This is a genomic window from Protofrankia sp. Cas8 (assembly GCF_963555845.1).
Classification (GTDB): Bacteria; Actinomycetota; Actinomycetes; order Frankiales; family Frankiaceae; genus Protofrankia.
In genome coordinates, this window is record NZ_CAUVXI010000078.1 from 3,697 (window position 1) to 21,961 (window position 18,265).

14 protein-coding genes are annotated in these 18,265 nt (G+C 67.1%); 4 read left to right on the forward strand and 10 right to left on the reverse strand.

The features are described from left to right. A partial coding sequence (locus tag U9977_RS13230) for a CarD family transcriptional regulator (protein WP_322749546.1) occupies positions 1-1,849 on the reverse strand: 1,849 nt, incomplete at its 3' end. Positions 1,850-2,089: 240 nt separating this feature from the next. Beyond that, complete coding sequence (locus U9977_RS13235) at positions 2,090-3,277, reverse strand: glycoside hydrolase family 26 protein (RefSeq protein ID WP_322749547.1); 1,188 nt, start codon at positions 3,275-3,277, stop codon at positions 2,090-2,092. 376 nt (positions 3,278-3,653) lie between these two features. Here U9977_RS13235 and U9977_RS13240 point away from each other — a divergent pair, with 376 nt between their 5' ends. Together U9977_RS13240 and U9977_RS13245 are read left to right on the forward strand one after the other, a co-directional pair. Continuing rightward, complete coding sequence (locus U9977_RS13240) at positions 3,654-4,499, forward strand: sugar phosphate nucleotidyltransferase (RefSeq protein ID WP_322749548.1); 846 nt, start codon at positions 3,654-3,656, stop codon at positions 4,497-4,499. Positions 4,500-4,505: 6 nt separating this feature from the next. After that, positions 4,506-5,813, forward strand: a complete 1,308-nt coding sequence (locus tag U9977_RS13245; RefSeq protein WP_322749549.1) for a DUF4910 domain-containing protein — start codon at positions 4,506-4,508, stop codon at positions 5,811-5,813. 13 nt (positions 5,814-5,826) lie between these two features. Here the strand turns inward: U9977_RS13245 and U9977_RS13250 are convergent, their stop codons facing one another. The 7 genes from U9977_RS13250 to U9977_RS13280 all read right to left on the reverse strand — a co-directional run bounded on the left by U9977_RS13250 (position 5,827) and on the right by U9977_RS13280 (position 14,593). Then, the gene (locus U9977_RS13250) at positions 5,827-7,059 is read right to left on the reverse strand and encodes a hypothetical protein (protein ID WP_322749550.1); all 1,233 of its coding nucleotides are present in this window, start codon (positions 7,057-7,059) and stop codon (positions 5,827-5,829) included. Between the two features lie 157 nt (positions 7,060-7,216). Next, positions 7,217-8,851, reverse strand: a complete 1,635-nt coding sequence (locus U9977_RS13255; RefSeq protein ID WP_322749551.1) for a lipopolysaccharide biosynthesis protein — start codon at positions 8,849-8,851, stop codon at positions 7,217-7,219. A gap of 435 nt (positions 8,852-9,286) precedes the next feature. Continuing rightward, the gene (locus tag U9977_RS13260; RefSeq protein WP_322749552.1) at positions 9,287-10,219 is read right to left on the reverse strand and encodes a hypothetical protein; all 933 of its coding nucleotides are present in this window, start codon (positions 10,217-10,219) and stop codon (positions 9,287-9,289) included. 46 nt (positions 10,220-10,265) lie between these two features. Further along, positions 10,266-11,537 (reverse strand): hypothetical protein, encoded by a 1,272-nt coding sequence (locus U9977_RS13265; protein WP_322749553.1) that lies wholly within the window; start codon positions 11,535-11,537, stop codon positions 10,266-10,268. Between the two features lie 59 nt (positions 11,538-11,596). Then, positions 11,597-12,880, reverse strand: a complete 1,284-nt coding sequence (locus U9977_RS13270; protein ID WP_322749554.1) for a class I SAM-dependent methyltransferase — start codon at positions 12,878-12,880, stop codon at positions 11,597-11,599. Positions 12,881-13,019: 139 nt separating this feature from the next. Beyond that, on the reverse strand, positions 13,020-13,568 hold the full coding sequence (locus U9977_RS13275; RefSeq protein WP_322749555.1) for a dTDP-4-dehydrorhamnose 3,5-epimerase family protein: 549 nt from the start codon (positions 13,566-13,568) through the stop codon (positions 13,020-13,022). Further along, the gene (locus U9977_RS13280; RefSeq protein WP_322749556.1) at positions 13,568-14,593 is read right to left on the reverse strand and encodes an SDR family oxidoreductase; all 1,026 of its coding nucleotides are present in this window, start codon (positions 14,591-14,593) and stop codon (positions 13,568-13,570) included. The genes U9977_RS13275 and U9977_RS13280 overlap by 1 nt, the downstream gene beginning before the upstream one ends. Before the next feature lie 185 nt (positions 14,594-14,778). Between U9977_RS13280 and U9977_RS13285 the strand changes: the two genes are divergently transcribed. Further along, complete coding sequence (locus U9977_RS13285; protein WP_322749557.1) at positions 14,779-15,687, forward strand: glycosyltransferase family 2 protein; 909 nt, start codon at positions 14,779-14,781, stop codon at positions 15,685-15,687. Here U9977_RS13285 and U9977_RS13290 read toward each other — a convergent pair. Further along, positions 15,653-16,861 (reverse strand): glycosyltransferase, encoded by a 1,209-nt coding sequence (locus tag U9977_RS13290; protein ID WP_322749558.1) that lies wholly within the window; start codon positions 16,859-16,861, stop codon positions 15,653-15,655. The two genes, U9977_RS13285 and U9977_RS13290, sit on opposite strands and share 35 nt — an antisense overlap. Before the next feature lie 153 nt (positions 16,862-17,014). On the opposite strand from U9977_RS13290, the gene U9977_RS13295 reads away from it, so the two are divergent. Further along, positions 17,015-18,265, forward strand: a 1,251-nt coding sequence (locus tag U9977_RS13295; protein WP_416210593.1) for a glycosyltransferase, incomplete at its 3' end; no start/stop codon positions are given.

Genomic DNA, 18,265 nt, shown 5'->3' on the forward strand with positions numbered 1-18,265 from the left:
TGTCCGGCCCATAGGCGTACCCCGGCGCGGCCATCCGTGCGCTGTACAAACGGATGAGTTCGCCGGCGATCTCCTTGACGGCCTTGCGGGCGCGTCCCTTGCGTTTGGCCCAGTCCCCGCCGCCGATACGGTCAAGGCTCGGACCTTCGCCACCGACATAGCGGGTGACCTGTTCAAGCTGGTCGGTCGGGACGTAGAGGCGGTCACCCTTGGCATATTCCAGAACGAGGTACTCGCGGGTTGCACCGGCAACGGTCCGGGTGACCATCTCGACGTAGCGGCCGACCCCGTGGGCGTCGTGGACGACCAGGTCACCGGAACGCAACGCCAGCGGGTCGATGCCCTTGCGGCGGCGGTGCGGCATCCGGCGCATGTCCCGGGTGGTCACGCCGCGCTGACCGGCGAGGTCGGTCTCAGTCAGGACGGCGAGCCCCAGCAGATCGCTGACGAAACCGGTCCCCAACTGACCGCAGGTGACCGTGGCGACACCGCGGGAAAGATTGGCGTCGTCGGTGAGACGAGCGCCGAGATCGGCATCCCGCAGCAGTTCGACCAGCCGCTGAGCCGGCCCATGTCCCTCAGTAATCAACAGGACGCGCCAAGAGTCCGCCAGCCAGCCCTTGATGTCAGCGACAGCCTGCGCCGTGTCACCGTGATACGAGGTAGCCGGGCGCAGGCTTGAGACGACGGAGTTATCGTCAAGATCTTCCTCGCTGGCACCGCTACCGACGTTGAAGGGGCTGACCGACCACCACGGCAGGCCGATCTCGGCGGCACGCTGGCGGACCTGCGCGATCGAGCGGTAGGCAGCCGCGCCGAGGTCGATCGGCGCACTGCCGCCAAGCGCGGCCGTGCTCCAGGACGCCTCCAAAAACTCCTGGCTGGTGCGCACCAGCTCGGCGGCGCGGGCACGGACACGCTCCGGGTCGCACACCAGCACATGCGTTCCGGCGGGTAGTTCGTCGAGCATCAGCACCATCCGGTCGGACAGCACCGGCGCGAGCGCCTCCATGCCGTCGACGGGAGTGCCATCCGCGATCTTGTCAAGAATGTCAAGGATCTCGGGATGCTTTGCGGCAAGTTCCCGGGCCCGGGCCCGGACCTCGGGCGTGAGCAGCAGCTCCCGGCAGGGCGGCGCGAACAGCCGGTGACGGCCACCGTCGGCATCTCCGGTATCGGTCAGCGCCCGCTGATCAGCCACGGAGAACGGCCGGATGTCCTCAACCTCGTCGCCGAAGAATTCAACCCGCAGCGGATGTTCCTCCGTGGGCGGAAAGATGTCGAGGATGCCGCCACGGACCGCAATCTCGCCACGCCGCTCCACCAGATCGACCCGATGGTAGGCGACCCCGACCAGCTTCTCCACCACGTCGTTGAGATCGGCGCTGTCACCGACCTGCAATGACACCGGTTCCAGGTCACCGAGCCCGGCGACCTGCGGCTGCAGGACAGCCCGGACCGGCGCGACCACAACCGACAGCGGCCGCTGGCCGGTACTGTGCGGATGTGCCAGGCGGCGCAGCACGGCAAGCCGGAGCCCGACCGTGTCGGCCCGCGGGGACAGTCGTTCGTGCGGCAGGGTCTCCCAGCTCGGAAACACCGCGACCGAGGCGGGATCAATCATGCTCGACAGCGCGGCAGCAAGATCGTCTGCTTCTCGACCGGTTGCGGTCACGGCGAGCACCGTCCGACCACCCCGGCCCGCGAGTGCGGCAGCGGCGAACGGCCGCAGCGCAGCCGGCGCCGACAGGTCAAGCCGGAGCTCACCGACCGAGGCGATGGCACGGGCCAGGGCCGGATCAGCACCCGGGCTGGCGGTCAGAACGTCCAACAGCGGGGCGAGGGTCATAGGTGCGTCCCGAGCCTCTCGAAGAACGACGCAATCTTACAGACGGACACGACGTCGCAAACCCGGTCGCTGGCCGCGCACCGGAGCGTCCTCACGAAGCACCTCGCGACGCCAGCGCGCGAGGCGTTATGCCCAACCTTACCCGCCGAGGGATCCCCCACCCCGACGGCCGTGCTCCCACCACCGTGCACTGGCCGCGCCACGACCCTCCTGACCGTAGGTTCCCTTGTCCGGACGTCGCTACCACAGGCGTTGGTACTCACGGGCGGCCACCGGGTTCACGGTCGGGTTGATCAGTGCGGACCGGACGTTGCCAGCCCTGTCCTCGTTGAAATATGCCTCATAGGCGAGTATATCGGCATTATCAACAAATACCTGGTACATCTTCGCGATGAACAGGGCGTTGTCACCGCCGGCCTGGCCGAGCGGCCCGGCCTTCGAGCCTTCTTTCGCCACCACCCCCCACTCCGGCACCGAGAACAGCTTGTTGTGCAACCGGGCGAAGCGGACCACTCCGCACAGTCCGTCGAGACCGTTACACTGTGCGTCAAAAGTCGCCGGGTCAACACTCGGCGGATACTGATCGTAGGCATCTATGCCGATGACATCGACATAGGCGTCCCCCGGATACAGCTCGAACGCGTCAGCCACGCCGACCGACCCGTGCGCGTTGAGGTTCCAGTCGAGGCGAACCTGTGCGTCGGTCCGCCGGATCGCGGACGCGGCATTACGGTAGCACGTGATCCACAATATGGGATTGACCGCGGACCACGCGAACCCCGTGCCGTTGAACTCCCACCCCAGCCGGACGAACGAACTGCCGCGCCCCTTTGCCACCAGCCAGAGTCCGAAATCGCGCCAGTAGCCGTCGTACGCGCCCGCGGCACAGTCCGCCAGGTTGCCCCTTTCCGGTCCGGACTCCGGGAATAATGGCTGACTGATAACCCAGCTGCCGGGGAATCCGGCAAAGTGGTTGCGGTCTCGTCCGATCCACGGGCGGACGATCGTGTGCCAGCTAGACCGGTCGGTGTAGGTGACCACCACGTCGTTGGGCCGGCCGCGAAAGGTCGCCCACGCGTTCGCCTCGGCAAGCGTCCCGGCGGCCACACCGCTCGGGAAGGGGCCGAGATGAGTTGCCGGTGCGACCCGTGGCACCGGCGCCGCGGCAGCTTCATCTCCGCCGACCGTGGTTCCAGCACCAGCACCCGTCGTGGCCGTGGCCGTTGCCGTGGCCGTTGCCGTAGCCGACGCGCTGGTCGGGGCCGCTGCGCCCAGGCCGCCTGCGGACACCGGTGGCGTGCCTGGCGGGTCTGACCCGGCCTGGTGCGCTCCGGCCGGGGTCAACCGCCAGGCGGTCAACGCGAGGACCGCGGCGATGATGACGCCGGCAACGGGAAGGAGTCGTTGGTCCAACCGACCACGCCGCACCCACCCACCCCCATACCGTCCGGGGCCGCCGGGCGCCCGAAGAGAACCATGATCGTGCACCCTTTGACCATTTAATGATCTTCGATCACGCAGTCACGAATCGCCGAAGATCATCGCAGTCAACGAAAACGTTTAATGCGACGTCGGATACCCCGCGAACTGTAACGAAGGGGAACCGACGGACGGCGGGCAGCCCGGCCGGGCCCGCACCGGCGTCCGTGACGATCAAGGCTGGCGTCCGATCGTGGTGGCCGCCACCCGCGGCCCATTCCGGTGAGCGTTGCCAGGAATACGGCCAGCCCTGCGCGGGAACAACCGTGCCACGTATTCCGCTCCGGGCGGCCACCGGGTCGATCACGGGAGAAAAGAAGAAGTCGTGACAACAGATACCAAACCCGCCGGTAATGAACAGTCATGGATAAGCTGTGATGTGCCGGATATTCCGGTCGTCATCCTGTGCGGCGGGATGGGCACCAGGTTGCGCGAGGCGAGCGAGAAACTTCCCAAACCACTGGTCGACATCGGTGGCAAGCCGATCCTCTGGCACATCATGAAGACATACGGACATTATGGATTTCGCCGTTTCATCCTGTGTCTGGGTTACAAGAGCGACTCGATCAAAAACTACTTCCTGAACTACCGTGCGCAGGTGGCGGACTTCACCCTGCACCTCACCGACGACCACACCCCGACGTTTCACAACGCGGCCGGCGACGAGGACTGGGAGGTGACCTTCGCCGAGACGGGCCTACTCACCGGCACCGGGGCACGACTGGCCCGGGTACGCGAATATCTGACCGAGCCCAGATTCATGCTCACCTACGGCGATGGGCTCAGCACGGTCGACCTCACCGCCGTACTTGTCGATCATGAACGCGCAGGCCGAATCGGCACGGTGACCGGGGTCCGGCCGTCCAGCCGTTACGGCGAACTCGCCACCGTCGCCGACACGGTCACCGGATTCGCGGAAAAACCGCCGTCGTCCGGCTGGGTCAGCGGCGGGTACTTCGTTTTCGAACATGAGTTCGTTGACGGCTACCTGGACGACGACCCCGACCTACTCCTCGAACGTCGGCCACTACAGCGACTCGCGCACGCGGGCCAACTCACGCTGCACGCTCACGAGGGCTTCTGGATGGGTATGGACACCTACCGGGACTGGACCGAACTCAACCAGCTCTGGGACTCCGGCACCGCACCCTGGTGCGTCTGGAAACGTTGAGTTCGCGTGTCGCGCATTCTCGACGAGACGACCAGTGCGCTCGGGACGCACCTGTACGAGCTGGTCGCCGAGCTCACCCCCGCGATGCGCAGCATCACCGGCAACGGCGTACGCAGAACGCTGGCCACGGTCCGGCGGGCACTTGACCCGGCGGTCCCCCTCACCGTACGTGAGATTCCCACCGGCACGCCGGTGCTCGACTGGACGGTGCCCAAGGAGTGGAATGTCCGGGAGGCATGGCTCGCCGGCCCGGACGGTCAGCGCATCCTTGATGTCGCCGACCATCCACTGCACCTGGTGAACTACAGCGCACCGACATACACCCGGCTTGCCCTCCCCGACCTGGCACCGCACCTGCATTCCTTGCCCGACCGACCCGACTGGGTGCCGTACCGCACCTCCTACTACCGCGAGACCTGGGGTTTCTGCCTACCCGACCGGCAGCGGCGCGCGCTTGCCGAGGGTGAGTACCAGGTGCACATCGACACGACGCTCACCGACGGATCACTGACCTTCGCCGAGATCCTCCTGCCCGGTAGCGGTCCGCTCGAGTTCCTCCTGACCACCCACGTCTGCCACCCGGGCATGGCGAACGACAACGCCTCCGGTATCGCCATGGCGACGCTGCTCGCCGGGGCACTCGCGGACCGGCCCCGGCGCCTGACCTACCGGATCCTGTTCATCCCCGGGACGATCGGGGCGATCACGTGGCTCGCCCACAACCGCCACGCCGTCGAACAGGTTGAGCACGGTCTCGTGCTGACCGGGCTCGGCGACCGCGGACAGCCGACATACAAACGCAGCCGACGCGGCGACGCGGTCATCGACCGGGCCGCGACGCGGGCGCTGAAAGAAACTGATCGACCGCACCATGTGGTCGACTTCTCTCCGTACGGGTATGACGAGCGCCAGTTCTGCTCGCCCGGTTTCAACCTGCCGGTAGGCCGTTTCGGCCGCAGCCAGCACGGCGAGTACCCGGAATACCACACCTCCGCCGACAACATGGACCTCGTGACGCCGGAAAGCCTTGGCGACTCTTTCGCGATCATCATGCGTACGATCGAGATCTGCGAGCGGGACCGGACCTGGACCAACACGTCCCCGTTCGGGGAGCCGCAGCTGGGACGGCGGGGTCTGTACCGCTCGATCGGCGCCACCCTTGGGCGCGATGCGGTCGAAATGGGCCTGCTGTGGGTCCTCAACCTCGCCGACGGCACCAACAGCATGCTTGACATCGCCGAGCGTGCGGACCTGCCGTTCGACACGGTCGCGGACGCGGCGGACGCGCTCGCGGCGGTCGGTCTGTTGACCTGACCAGGCCCGGGCGTCACCAGATGTCGCGCGCGAACCAGGTCACCAGGAGCAACCCGAGGTAGACGACAACCGGGCTGAGCAGACTGCTGGACAGCACCGTGAAGAAGACCAGTACCGCACCGGAGAGGACGAACGACGGGGATCCGCGCGCGAACGCCAACACGACGAGTGCGAGGAAAGCCGTCCCGCCGACGAGGCCGTATTCCAGGACGAGCTTGGGCAGCATGGCATAGTTCAACGGCAGGCCGGTGTTGTGCATGAACTGGTCGGCGTCACGGTCGGACCAGCCCGGACCGGAGCCGAAGAGCACGGTCAACGGATCGCCGCCGAGCCGGTCGAAGGTCCGGGTGTAGGGCTGGACGAAACGCAGGCTGCCACTCGAACTGCTCGTGGACGTCTCGGTGGCGCGCTCGGCGAAGACATCCGCAGCCGGCGTGAAGCTCACGATGGTCACGACCAGCGCGAGACCCGTCGCCGCCGTGATCGCAAATCGAGGTCCCTTGTGGACCGCGAGCAGCACAAGCGCGGCGGCCAGCAGAATCACCCCGGTGCCCGAGACCGTGGCCAGGATGGCCACGACGAGTAGCAGCAGTCGCCACCAGCGGACACCCCGCAACACCGAAACGACCAGACCGATGGCGAGGAACTGCGAACAGAAGGACGGCTCCAGGCAGACGAACGCGTTCGCCTTGAACAGGTTGGAGCCGTAGGCCACCGGATATGACGTGTTGAAGTTCCGCATGACCAGGTCGGGTGGGAGAATGCCGCCGATGATGTCGCGGTAGTGCCAGCCCGCGAGCTGCAGGCCGAACTGCGCCACCGCGAGTCCGGCCAGTACCGCCGTCATGATCGCAAAACGGTCCAGTACCCGGGGGAACAGCGTCGCCGATACGTCGGCGCGCAGGCCATAGCAGAACGGCGCATAGGTCACCACCAGCAGGAGCAGCGACGTCAGTGAATTGTCGTCAAGGCCCCGGATGAACGCGACCGACGCCGCGCTGACGCACGCCGCCATGGCGATCAGGTAGGCCCTGGTTCGGCCCATGTTGGCCGCGAGGTCACCCCACGCGAGCAGCACCACGGCGCCGGCGAGAACTCCCGGCAGCATCAGTGGCACCTGGGTGGAACCCACCGGGACCGCCAGCCGCTGGAGAAAGACCTCACCGAACAGCAGCACCGTCAGCAGCCGTAGTGTCCGGCGGTCGGCGGCGGGGTCGGTCACCGCCGCCGGCGGCTCAGGGATCACCCAGCTCCGTGGAATGCGGGTTGTCAAACGTGTCACCATGGACAGCCATCCGGCGCCGACCAGGTGGTCCGTGTGACCCCTCTGGTCGCGCCGACGGTCCGGGCGTCAGCCACCCGTGCCGCCAACCGCGAAGTGCCGCCAAGCGCCGTCCAGGCGCTCAATGCTTACCGGTGGGACGGACATATCTGTCCGTAGTCTCCCTGTCGCCGCGCCGGCGACGCCCGGCGTCCATCGACGCCCTCGACGATGCGCCCGGCGCGGAGGCAGCACGACCACCGGCACCCACGATCGGGCCGACAACGTCATCGGCGACGCGCGCGGGCGCCGCATTGCGCGCGGACCGACGGACGCCGGATCGGCCGTCGAAGACCACGCCCACGATCCGCCCCGCCAGGGCCGGCCAGTGCCGCGGCACCCGCGACAGCTCCTTGAGCAGGGAATCGCCGCTGGCGACAACGATGATGGCATCCGCCTGCGCGGCGGACACCGCTGTCGTCGGAAGCTCGCTGAGCGCCGGCGTCAACAGGATGACAAGATCGACAACGGGTGCGCGGTCCGCCAGGATGGGCGCGAGCCCACCGGGCCGGGCGGCCCGGGCCGGCGCGACCCGGTTGTACAGCAGATGCCCTCGTCCGGTGCCGGATGAGCGGGCCAGGCAGGTCGGCTCGTGCGCCCAGCGGGGCAGCTCACCGGAAACCGCTCGAGGTAGGTGCTCCAACGTCGCGCGGACGTCGGGCTCCGGGGAGGCGTCGATGATCAGCACAACTCCCTGATCGTCTGACCAGCTTGCGCAGACGGCCGCCACCAGATCGACACCCAGATCGCCTCGCATCGCCGGAACGAGCGCCACCACTTTGACGGTTGGTGCCAATACCGCGGACATGGCGGAGACAAGCGTGTCGGTCGGGAGTCCGCTGCCGCGCCGATCGGGAATTTCCACAAGAAATGGCGCATCAAGGGCAAGGGCCGCGCCGCGCCCGTCGAGAACCGTTGGCCGGCGCAGATAGGCGCACCAGACCACTGCCGCCGCCAGGAACATCCCGACCAACGCGCCAACCAGAGCGTCACGGAACAGCTGCGGTGCGACCTTGCCATCAGAACGCGGAGCTTCGGCCAGCGTCACCGAACCGGCCCTCAACGCGGCGTTGACCTGTGCCTCGGGAATCCGTCGGTTGAGATCGGCGATCTGTGAGTTGAGGTTGCTGATCTGGCTGGCAAGAACCTGTTCGTCCGCGTTACGAGGCAGAGCCGCCTGCTGGGCCTGCAGCCTCTGGAGGTTCTTGTAGGTCTCGTCCCGCAGCTTGGTAAGCCGATCGACAGCGCCACTGCTGTCCGCCCCATACTGGGAGAGAAGTTGCTGATAGGCGCTCTCGGTAGCCTGGACCAACCGCACCGACTGCTCGTCGGTGCCGCCGCTGCCGACGATCGTGAAAAAGTAGCCTCCCGCCGACGGCGTGACCTTCACCCGTTTGGCCACATAGGGCCGCGACACCTTGAGCTGTTCGGCGATCAGGTCCTGAGCCGCGGTGGAGGCGGCGAACTGGGCCTGGGTCTGGACGACCCGGGTGGCATCGACCGAGCCCCCGCCGAGCGCCGCGTCGGAGGTGCTCAGGAACACCCGGCCCGTCGCCTGATACACCGGAGCCTGCCGCTTGGCAAGGATGAGCGTCAGCGCCGCGCCGATAACCACCGCGATGACAATCGCCAACCAGCGGCGTCCCAGGACCCGCAGCAGGGACACCCCCGCAAGGCCCCGGGTCGCCTCCGCTGACGGCTGCGCAACCGGGGTCACCTGCGCGCGCCCCTCGCCTCAGGTGAGATCAGCACCTCGAAGATCCCACGGGAACGAAGGGATCGGCCGCCCTCGTGCCACCCGGATCGCGAAAACATCGCAGCCCCCTGTTTCTGATGGCCCGGATGCGCACAGAACCATGATCGCGCATCCTTCGGCCAAGACTCCCTATCGCGGCCGCCGGATACGCGCAGAACCATGATCGCGCATCCTTTGGCCAAGACTCCCTATCGCGGCCGCCGGATACGCGCAGAACCATGATCGCGCATCCTTTGGCCAAGACCCGTCCACCGCGCACACAATTCCATGGCGACGGAGCCAGCTTGTGAGCATAGCTCGTTGCGCACAGTCGCAACCGGGTGCCCCGAAACGTCGGTGCACAGCTGCGCAAACCCCCTGGTCATCTCCTGGAACCTGCTGTGAAACAGGCTCCTGTCAGGCCCCCGGTTTCGGGGCCCACGACGTCTCCTGACCACGACTGCGTGACCAGTGCTCGACCGCCGTAGCCACAGCGGCCCAGTCGGTGCCAGGTGCCAGGAACCGCTGCTCCATATGCGTGACCAGATCTGGATCAGGTGCCACCAGGGTCCGCCGCGCGTGTTGCGGCCGCGCAAGTGTGACAGCGTTGGCGGCGGTCCGTACGCCGATCAGCGCGACCCGGCGAGCCGCGGCCCGAGACCGCCCCATGTGCCCGGGATCCGGCCTGCCGCCAGCGAGTTCCCGCAGGCCGAACGGCCGGTATCCCTGGTAGGCCAGACAGGTGGCCTGGTCCCATGCCTCGCCGAGGAACGGGGAGGTACGCAACAGTCGCTCGTCGGCGAGCACCGCCCCGAGCCGGGCCCCGAACGTGCTGGTGGCGCTCACCGCCCGGTACCAGCGCGCCGTGCCCAGCAGGACCGCATCGGGATCACCCTGGGAGCGGGTCGCCGAACTGATCAACGGCGAGCATCGGGTGGCCGCGGGATCAAAACGCATCGAGCTGTAGAGAGTGAAGTAATCGGCGCGGTCCAGCTCGTTCGCGGCCCGGACGAGATCGCGCAGGCTCGCACCGGTATAGAGGTAGTCGTCCTCGGAGAACCAGACAAGATCGGCTGGTGACCAGCCCCGCTGCCGAGGTAGTCGCAGCACCCACCGGTATGACGACCGGTTGCTGCCGCAACGGACACTGAGAACCTCGCCCGCTTCCGACATCATCTCCAGGCGGCCGGCGGGAACCGGCCCGTCGTTGACGAAGACAAGCTCGGTCTCAATATCGACATTGTCCACCGCGCGCAACAGTGACGCCAGCGCAAGGGACTTGTTGTAGAAGTCCGGTCGGTCCTTGCGGTTCTCGCTGCCGACGGATCGATAGATGATGTGCAGTCTCACCGCGAACTCACGATATCTCACCGCCCGCCCCGACGATGCCGACCGGTCAACATACCGTCCGCATCGCCTCTGGCCCTCTGGACCCGGCCTTCTCGCCAGACCCGAGCAGGTCACGGGTTGGAACCTCGGCCCGGTGCGCGGCTCGGTGCAGCAGCACGAACCACAACGGCACGGTCATCCAGAAAGCGATGATGTACCCGACGACGGCCCCTTGCAAACCGTAGCGCGCCAGACCGGCGACCGGGAAAACGAACAGGGCCGGCGCGAGCACACAGTGGGCGCGGAAAGTGAGCTTGGGCTGGCCAAGCGCATAAAGCATGCACGCCGGACCGACCGTGGCAGCCGCCCCCGCCTGCTGGATGATTGTCAAAACGAGTATGCCACGGGTCTGCGCCCACGTGTCACCCAGCAACGCGACGCCCACGCGGTCGGGAACAAGAAGGAACAACGCGCCCCACAGCACGCCGGCACCGACGACCAGACATGAAAGCATGGTCGCGGATCGAATGCGGGCGCGGGCGGACATATCCCGCCGACGGGAGAACTCCGGAATCGCAAAACTGATGATGCCGACGGCGAGAATCGTGGTCGGGCCGAGGAGGGTCTGGACCCCACGCAGCGCGCCGACCGCGATCGCGGTGCCGAATACGCCGATCAGCAGTGTCGACCCCTGCTGGGCACCCTGAACAGTGATGTACTCGGCGCTCATGTAGCCCGCGACCTCGCGGTGCCGTCTGATCCATTCACGGGACCTGACCGGTGCGGGCCAGAAGCCGGACTGGACGATCCCCACCAGGGCTGCCGCCGCGGCGGCTCCACCCCAGACGAGCAGATACGTCGCGGACGACCCGACGCCATGACGGAGCAGGAAGAACACGCCGCCCAATTGGATCACGGTCCACACCATGTCGTTCACGGCGGCCTTCGCGGGCCTGCCTTCGGCGATGAACACGTAACGCCACGCATCCTGCAGGAGCAGGCCCGGCATGACCAGACCCATCGCGGCTATCGCCGCACCGACCGTGGTGCCCAGCACCGCACCGACGGCTACCAGACATCCACCGGTGATCATGCCGAGAACCAGCGCCGTGCCGGTCGCCGCGGCGCCCGCCGCCCGGAAGATCCGCGGGGCGGCGTCGGCATACTTCATGCCCAACGGTGATGTGCCAGCCGCCCGGGAGAACCCGACGACCAGCGCGAACAGCGCGAAGGCGATCGAGAACGCGCCGAACTGGCCCGCCGAAACCCGGCGGGCGACCGCGAAGGCGATGAGCGCGTTGGTCCCGCTGGAGATGACCTGGTCGCCCAGCGTCCACATGGCCTTGGACCGCCCGGAGGCTACGCCGCTGCCCTGTCGCCGTCGGCCGTGGTCCGGTGTCAGCAAACGACCGGTCGAGGAACAGGCACGATGAACTTGCCGCCACGCCGGGCGAAGGCGGCCTGCTGCTCCATGATCTCGTCCCGGACATTCCAGGCCAGCAGGAGCAGGTAGTCGGGTCTGCGCTCGGCCAGGACCGCCGGGGCGAGGATCGGCGTACGCGCCCCCGGGATGTACTTGCCCTGCTTGTGGACGTTGCGATCGACCACGTACTGGACGAGATCGGTGGTGATGCCGCTCGAGTTCAGCAGGGTGGCGCCCTTGGCAGCGGCGCCGTAGCCGGCCACCGTCCGGCCTTGTCCGGCCAGCTCTCGCAGCAGAGCAAGCAGTTCGGCCTGGAGCTCGCGCACATCAGCACCGAAGCCGGCGTAGCGCTCGAAGGTGTCCAGGCCGGCCGCGCGTTCACGTTCAAGGCGCTCCCGGACCTGCGGCGACTCCCGATCGGCCGCGGCCCGCCGCAGCCGCCAGCGCAGCGTGCCACCGTGAAGTTCGGGAAACTCCGCCACCTCGACGATGCTGAGTCCGTGGCGACGCATGAGGGTGTCCACGGCGATTGTGGAAAAGTAACAGAAATGTTCATGGTAGACCGTGTCGAACTCGGTGTTGGCAAGCAGCGCCCCCACACCCGGGTTCTCCACGGTGATGATTCCGTCGTCCGCGAGCAGGATTGACATCCCCGCGACGAAACTGTTCAGATCAGGTACGTGCGCGAGCACGTTGTTCGCGATGATGACGTCCGCGCGCAGACCATCGGCAACCAGCGCCCGGGCGAGGTCTGCGCCGAAGAACTCCGCACGGGTCGGCACACCGATCTTACGGGCCGCCGCCGCTGGACCCGGTGACGGTTCGATACCGAGCACCGGAATCCCCCGCTCGACGAAGGCCCGCAACAGGTAACCGTCATTGCTCGCGATCTCCACGACGAGACTGCCGGGACCGAGGTTGTGGCTGGCGATCAGATCGATCACATGCTTTTCGGCATGCCGGCAGAGCGTGTCACTAAACGATGAATAATACGGATAGTCCGCGTCGAAAATCTCCTCCGCCGGCAGGGCATGGGTGAGCTGGACCAGTGCGCACGACTCGCAGAAGCCGATTTCCAGCGGGAAGACCGGCTCCTGCCCGGCGAGGTCGTCGGGCCGCAGCAGCCGGTTGGCGATGGGAGTACATCCAAGCGTCAGGAACGGGCGCGGCGACGGCCCACCGCACGAGCGGCAGGCCGTGACCGGCACGGCCACGGCCTGTCCACGGGTCACTGACTGGCCGGCGTGCTCGGTTGACATGCGGTCCCCTCGTGCATGGTATTTATGGCTTTAGGTACGATCTATGGCTTTAGGTATGATCGATGGCTTTGGGTCGGATGGCTGTGGCGCCCGCGCGAATGACGGACCGCCTACCACGGGTGATGAACCCCACCACCGGTCAGCCGGCGGCAACCGGTGGCTCATCGAGCAGCGCCCAGGCACGGTCCTTGGCGGAGACGACCGTAGCAGTCAGCGGCCAGCGGATTGCAAACCGCGGGTCGTCGTAGCGGGCACCGCGGTCATGGCCGGGTTCGAAGGGTACGTTCATCTGGTAGGTCGCTTCGGTGGCGTCGACGAGCGTCTGGTACCCGTGGGCCAGACCAGCCGGAACGAACAGGGCCCGGCGGTTGTCCGCGGTGAGCTCGACGGCGACGTGGTGAAGGTAGGTCGGTGACCCGGGGCGGACGTCCACGGCAACGTCGAACATGGCCCCACGGGTACAGCGCACGAGCTTGGTCTCCCGCACCGGCTGCGCCGCCCAGTGCATCCCACGGATCGTCCCGGCGATGTGGTTGAAGGCGACGCTGCACTGGGCCACCTCGGGCGCCAGGCCCGCCGCGACGAACTCGCGTGCGCAGAAGGTCCGGGCGAAAAGACCGCGGGAGTCGGGTAACGGCTCGGCATCCACGACGAAGACCCCGGCCAGCTCGGTCGACATTATGATCATCAATACGTCCAAAATAGATCGTCATCGACCTGGCCGGTGTCGATCAGATACTGGAGCTGCTTGATCCGGATGTGCCCGCGACCCGTGAACGTCTCCCCGGCAAGCTGGATGCGCGCGAAGACGTCGTGCAACTGCCTGACCCCCAGCGGGGCATCCCAGTCGCAGGAGAAGCCGGGAAGCGCATCATTGATCTTGTCAAAGTCGACCCGATAGCTGCGGGTGTCCCCGCCGTTGGCACCGAAGCTCAGCCGACAACCGGTGAAGACGCTCGCGACCGCGTCCGCGATCTCCTTGATCTGATAGTTCTGCGTGCTGCTGCCGACATTGAACACCTCGTTGTGGATGAGCTCACGTGGCGCGGCAAGCACGCACCGGATGGCCTTGGCGATGTCCAGGCCGTGGACCAGCGGACGCCACGGCGTCCCGTCGCTGGTCATCGCGATCTCGCCGGCTGTCCAGGCGACTCCGCAGAGGTTGTTGAGCACGATGTCGAACCGCATCCGGGGAGACGCGCCGTACGCGGTGGCGTTACGCAGGAACGTGGGCGAGAAATCCTCGCCTGCCAGGGACGCGACATCGCGTTCGACCCGAGCCTTGCAGCGTGCGTACGGCGTCTGCGGGTTCAGAACGGCGGTCTCGGTGACGTTGAGGCCCGCCGCGACGCCATACACGCTGCACGACGACATATAGACGAACCGGGACACCCCGGCATGTTTCGCGAGCGTCGCCAGTCGGACGGAACCCTCGTGGTTGACCTTGTAGGTGACCTCCGGTGCGAGTTCACCCAGCGGGTCGTTGGACAGTTCGGCCATATGCACGATCGCGTCCACACCGGCCAGATCCTCGATCGTGACACGGCGTAGATCCTTGTCGAGGGTCTGCGGGCTACGGTCGGCACCCCGGTAGAGCCAGCCGAACTTGTAGTAGCCCGTATCCAGGCCGAGGACCCCGTGGCCGGCACGCATCAGCTCGGGTGCGACCAGGGCGCCCAGGTAACCCTCGGAACCGGTGACAAGCACCTTCATCCGCGTGTCCTCCTCGCGCCGGAGCCGCCGGAGCCGCCGAAGCCGCCGGAGCCGCCGGGCGGCGAACCCCGTTGGGGGATACCCACTTCAGTCGGATCATCACGTCAATCGAACCCGAGAGCGGCCAGCAAACACCTGCAGTGATATGGCACACTCGCAGAGTGCACAACGTACAGTCAGTCACGGTGATATCCCCCGACGGTCAACAGGAATGGCCGTTCGAGCTTGTGCTCGTCAGCTATCACAGCCGAGATCAACTCGAACAGATGCTCGCCAGCCTGCCCGCGAACATCCCGATCGTGATTGTCGACAACGCCTGCGGCGCGGACCGTGTCGACGAACTCGTTGCGGACATGCCGTGCGGTCGTTATGTGAACTCCGGTGGCGGCAAGGGGTTCGCCAAGGCCGCGAACATGGGGGTGCGGACGTCGCACCACGAATATCTGATCTTCGGAAACCCGGACAGCCGACCATCAATTGAAATCATGATCAAGCTCGTGGACGACGTCCGCAATGATCCCGGCCTCGCCGCCAGCGCCGCCACGATGACAGGCCCGGACAACCGGCCGGAGCTGGGCAACGGCGGCTGGGAGCCGACGCCTCGTCGGGTCCTCATGCACGTGATCGGAGCGCACAAGATTGCCCCGACCGTCGGCCTGTTCGCCCGCCCCGAGCCCGGCCGCCCGATGAACGTCGACTGGCTCACCGGGGCCTGCATGGCCGTCCGGCGCGAAACATTTCTTACTGTAGGCGGATTCGACGAAAGTTTCTTCGTCTACAACGAAGACATGGCGCTGGGACGGCGGGTCCGTGAAGCCGGCCTGCGCCAGCGGCTGCGGACGGATCTGCTGGTGCCGCACAGCGCGGGTGGTTCGGGCGCACCGAAGATCTGGATGCTGCAGATGCGCGGCGCGTCCATGATGAACTACCTGGCCATGCACAACACCCCGAGACGGGTGCGGCAGATGCAGGCGATGCTCGTGGCCGGATACGCGGGCCGCACGCTGCTGTCATGGGCGCGCCGCAACCCGGCCGCCGCGGCCGAACACCGCTCATATCTCAGGGGGCTCCTGGCCGGGCCACCCGCGCCATAGCCGACCGCATCCGCTCCAGCAGGATGTCCCGGTCGAGCTCACGGGCGACGAACGCGTGGCCGGACGCGCCGATCCGCTCGGCCAACCCGGGCGCGTCCAGCAGCCTGCAGACCGCTTCGGTGAACCCGGTGGAGTCGTCCGCGATCAGCAGGTCACGCCCTGGTACCCACCCGAGGCCACGGCCGCCGACCCGGGTGCTCACCACCGCAACCCCAGCCGCCATCGCCTCGACCACCTTGATGTTGACCCCGGAGCCCGATCGCATCGGGTTCAGCGAGACCGCCGCGCCGGCGATGTATCCCTGCACGCTGGTGACATCGGTGTGGACGCTGACCCGGTCGTGACCTCGCAACCAGGCCACCAGCCCGGGGTCCCCCCGCCGGCCGACGACCTGGAGCGAGGCCTGCGGGTGTCGGACGCGGACGGTCGGCCAGCAAACCGTGAGGAACCACCGCAGCGCCTCGGTGTTGGTCGGGGTGTCCAGCGATCCGATGAACAGCAACCGGCCAGGGTCGCGCTCGGTCACGACATGTGCGGCGGACGCCGTGGCCACCTGGGCGGGCAGGAAGGGCGGCAGGTGGATCGCGCGCGCACCACAGCGCTCCCTGCGCCAGGCATGGTCGTCCACGGAGATATCCGCGATACAGGTCACGGTCGGCGAGCTGTGCAGAACACGCTCGGCCCTGCGGAGCTTGCGATATTCAAGTTCGTAGGCCACCGCCCGCGGCCCCGTGGCAGCGCCCGCCAACGCCCGGAAGTACTCCGAGTCGATGTTGTGGGCACGAACGAGGTGCGGGATGCGCCATGCGCGGGCAACCTGTTCGCCCAGGTGTGCGACCCGGCAGCTGTAGCTGATCACAGCATCGGCGGATGGCGGTGTGACGGCAAGAACACGCGCCAGGGCGCCGAGCGGGCGTGAGGTGTAGGCATACGGCCGCAGCCTGAGATGCGCCAGCGGAGTCAGGTTACGCGGCAGCTCGATGACCACAGCGCCTGGCAGCGCCGCCTGGTAGGCAGCCAGGTCGAGCGCCTTCGGTGTTGGGACGAGCACCCGCAACCCGATCCCGGCCGCCGATGCGGCAGTCAGAAACATCAACGTCTCCACCCGGCCACCGGCGTCCGCGGGTAGGAACGGCTCTTCGACCGCAACGATCCAGTGCTCTGTGCCAGCCATCAGCCGCTCCCCTACGTCAGTTCACTCGGACATCGCACCTGGACGCGTTACGAGCGACCGGCCGAGGCATGTCCGCACCCACAGCGAAGGCGCGACATTCGAGGTCAATGACTCCGAATGGTTACCCCAAGAACACAGGTTACGGTGGTCTCCATGATGGGAGTACGCAGTACTGGACGTAGAGTCGCGATAACAGCACTTGGAGCGACAGCAATGTACGGCCACGCTTTGTACCCGCTTTACGTCGCACTGAAAAGCCGTAGCCACCGGACCGAGGAGCCGGAAGATCCCGAGGTCTGGCCGTCGATGACCGTGGTCGTCTCGGCATACCGCGAGGCGACGGTGATCAGAAAGAAGGTCGATGAACTGTCCGCCGCCGGATATCCGGGTCCACTGGAAATAATCATCGTCGCGGACGACCCCGCCACCGCGCAGGCGGCTCGACGGCCCGGCGTCACGGTGCTGTCAGCCGGCGTGCGGCTGGGCAAGTGCGAGGCCGTCAACCGGGGGGTCGCCACCGCGAGTCACGACATTGTCGTGCTCTCGGATGCGAACGCGGGGTTGGCTCCCGGTTCCCTGCGGGCCGCGGCGCGGCATTTCCGCAACCCGACCGTCGGTGCCGTGGCCGGTGAGAAGAGGGTCGAGGACCCTGCCGGCGGCCAGGGCTTCTACTGGAAATTCGAGTCCTGGCTCAAACAGTGCGAGTCGGCCATCGGGCAGACCATCGGCGTCGTCGGCGAGATGCTCGCGTTCCGCCGGGAGGTCTTCCAGACGCTGCCCCCAGACGTCGCGGTGGACGATGCCTGGCTCGCTCTCGACATCACCGAGGCCGGCCTGCGGGTCGTCTATGAGCCGTCCGCGTACTCGGTCGAGACCCCCAGCGCCACGTACAGCGAGGAGTGGGAACGGCGGACCCGGGTGGTGGCCGGCAACCTCGACATGCTCTGGCGCCGCCGGGAGGCGCTGGTGCCAGGTGCCCTACCGGTCACCCCGCAGCTGTGGGGGCACCGGCTCGTCCGGTCGTCCTTCGGGCCGATGGCCCACGCCATGCTGATCGCGGTCAGCGTTCCCGCAGCCCGCCACAGCCGGATCGCACGGCTGTTCCTGGCCGGTAACCTCGCGGGAGCGGGCAGCCTGCTGACGGTGATCAGGGGCGGGAACCCGCCTGCGCCGCTACGTCTCGCGGCCCAGGTCTTCTTCCTGCAGGCCGTGGCACTCGGCGGAATCCGCCGTTTTCTCAAGGGGGAACGGCCGGCGGCCTGGCCCAAACCCGACCGCGTGAGCCCGTTGCCGGCCCGACCGAACGTGGTCGTCGGCGAACAGGCCGGCCCACCTGCACAGGCCGAAGTCGATAACAGCCCGTTCACCCGTATCAGAAAGTATTGCACTATATTTTTCCGGTCC

Coding starts and splice junctions, on each gene's coding strand:
- U9977_RS13265 (WP_322749553.1), bottom strand. CDS start 11,537: ATGTGGACGCTGGGCGACCAGGTCATCTCCAGCGGGACCAACGCGCTC.
- U9977_RS13275 (WP_322749555.1), bottom strand. CDS start 13,568: ATGATCATAATGTCGACCGAGCTGGCCGGGGTCTTCGTCGTGGATGCC.
- U9977_RS13280 (WP_322749556.1), bottom strand. CDS start 14,593: ATGAAGGTGCTTGTCACCGGTTCCGAGGGTTACCTGGGCGCCCTGGTC.
- U9977_RS13270 (WP_322749554.1), bottom strand. CDS start 12,880: ATGTCAACCGAGCACGCCGGCCAGTCAGTGACCCGTGGACAGGCCGTG.
- U9977_RS13290 (WP_322749558.1), bottom strand. CDS start 16,861: ATGGCTGGCACAGAGCACTGGATCGTTGCGGTCGAAGAGCCGTTCCTA.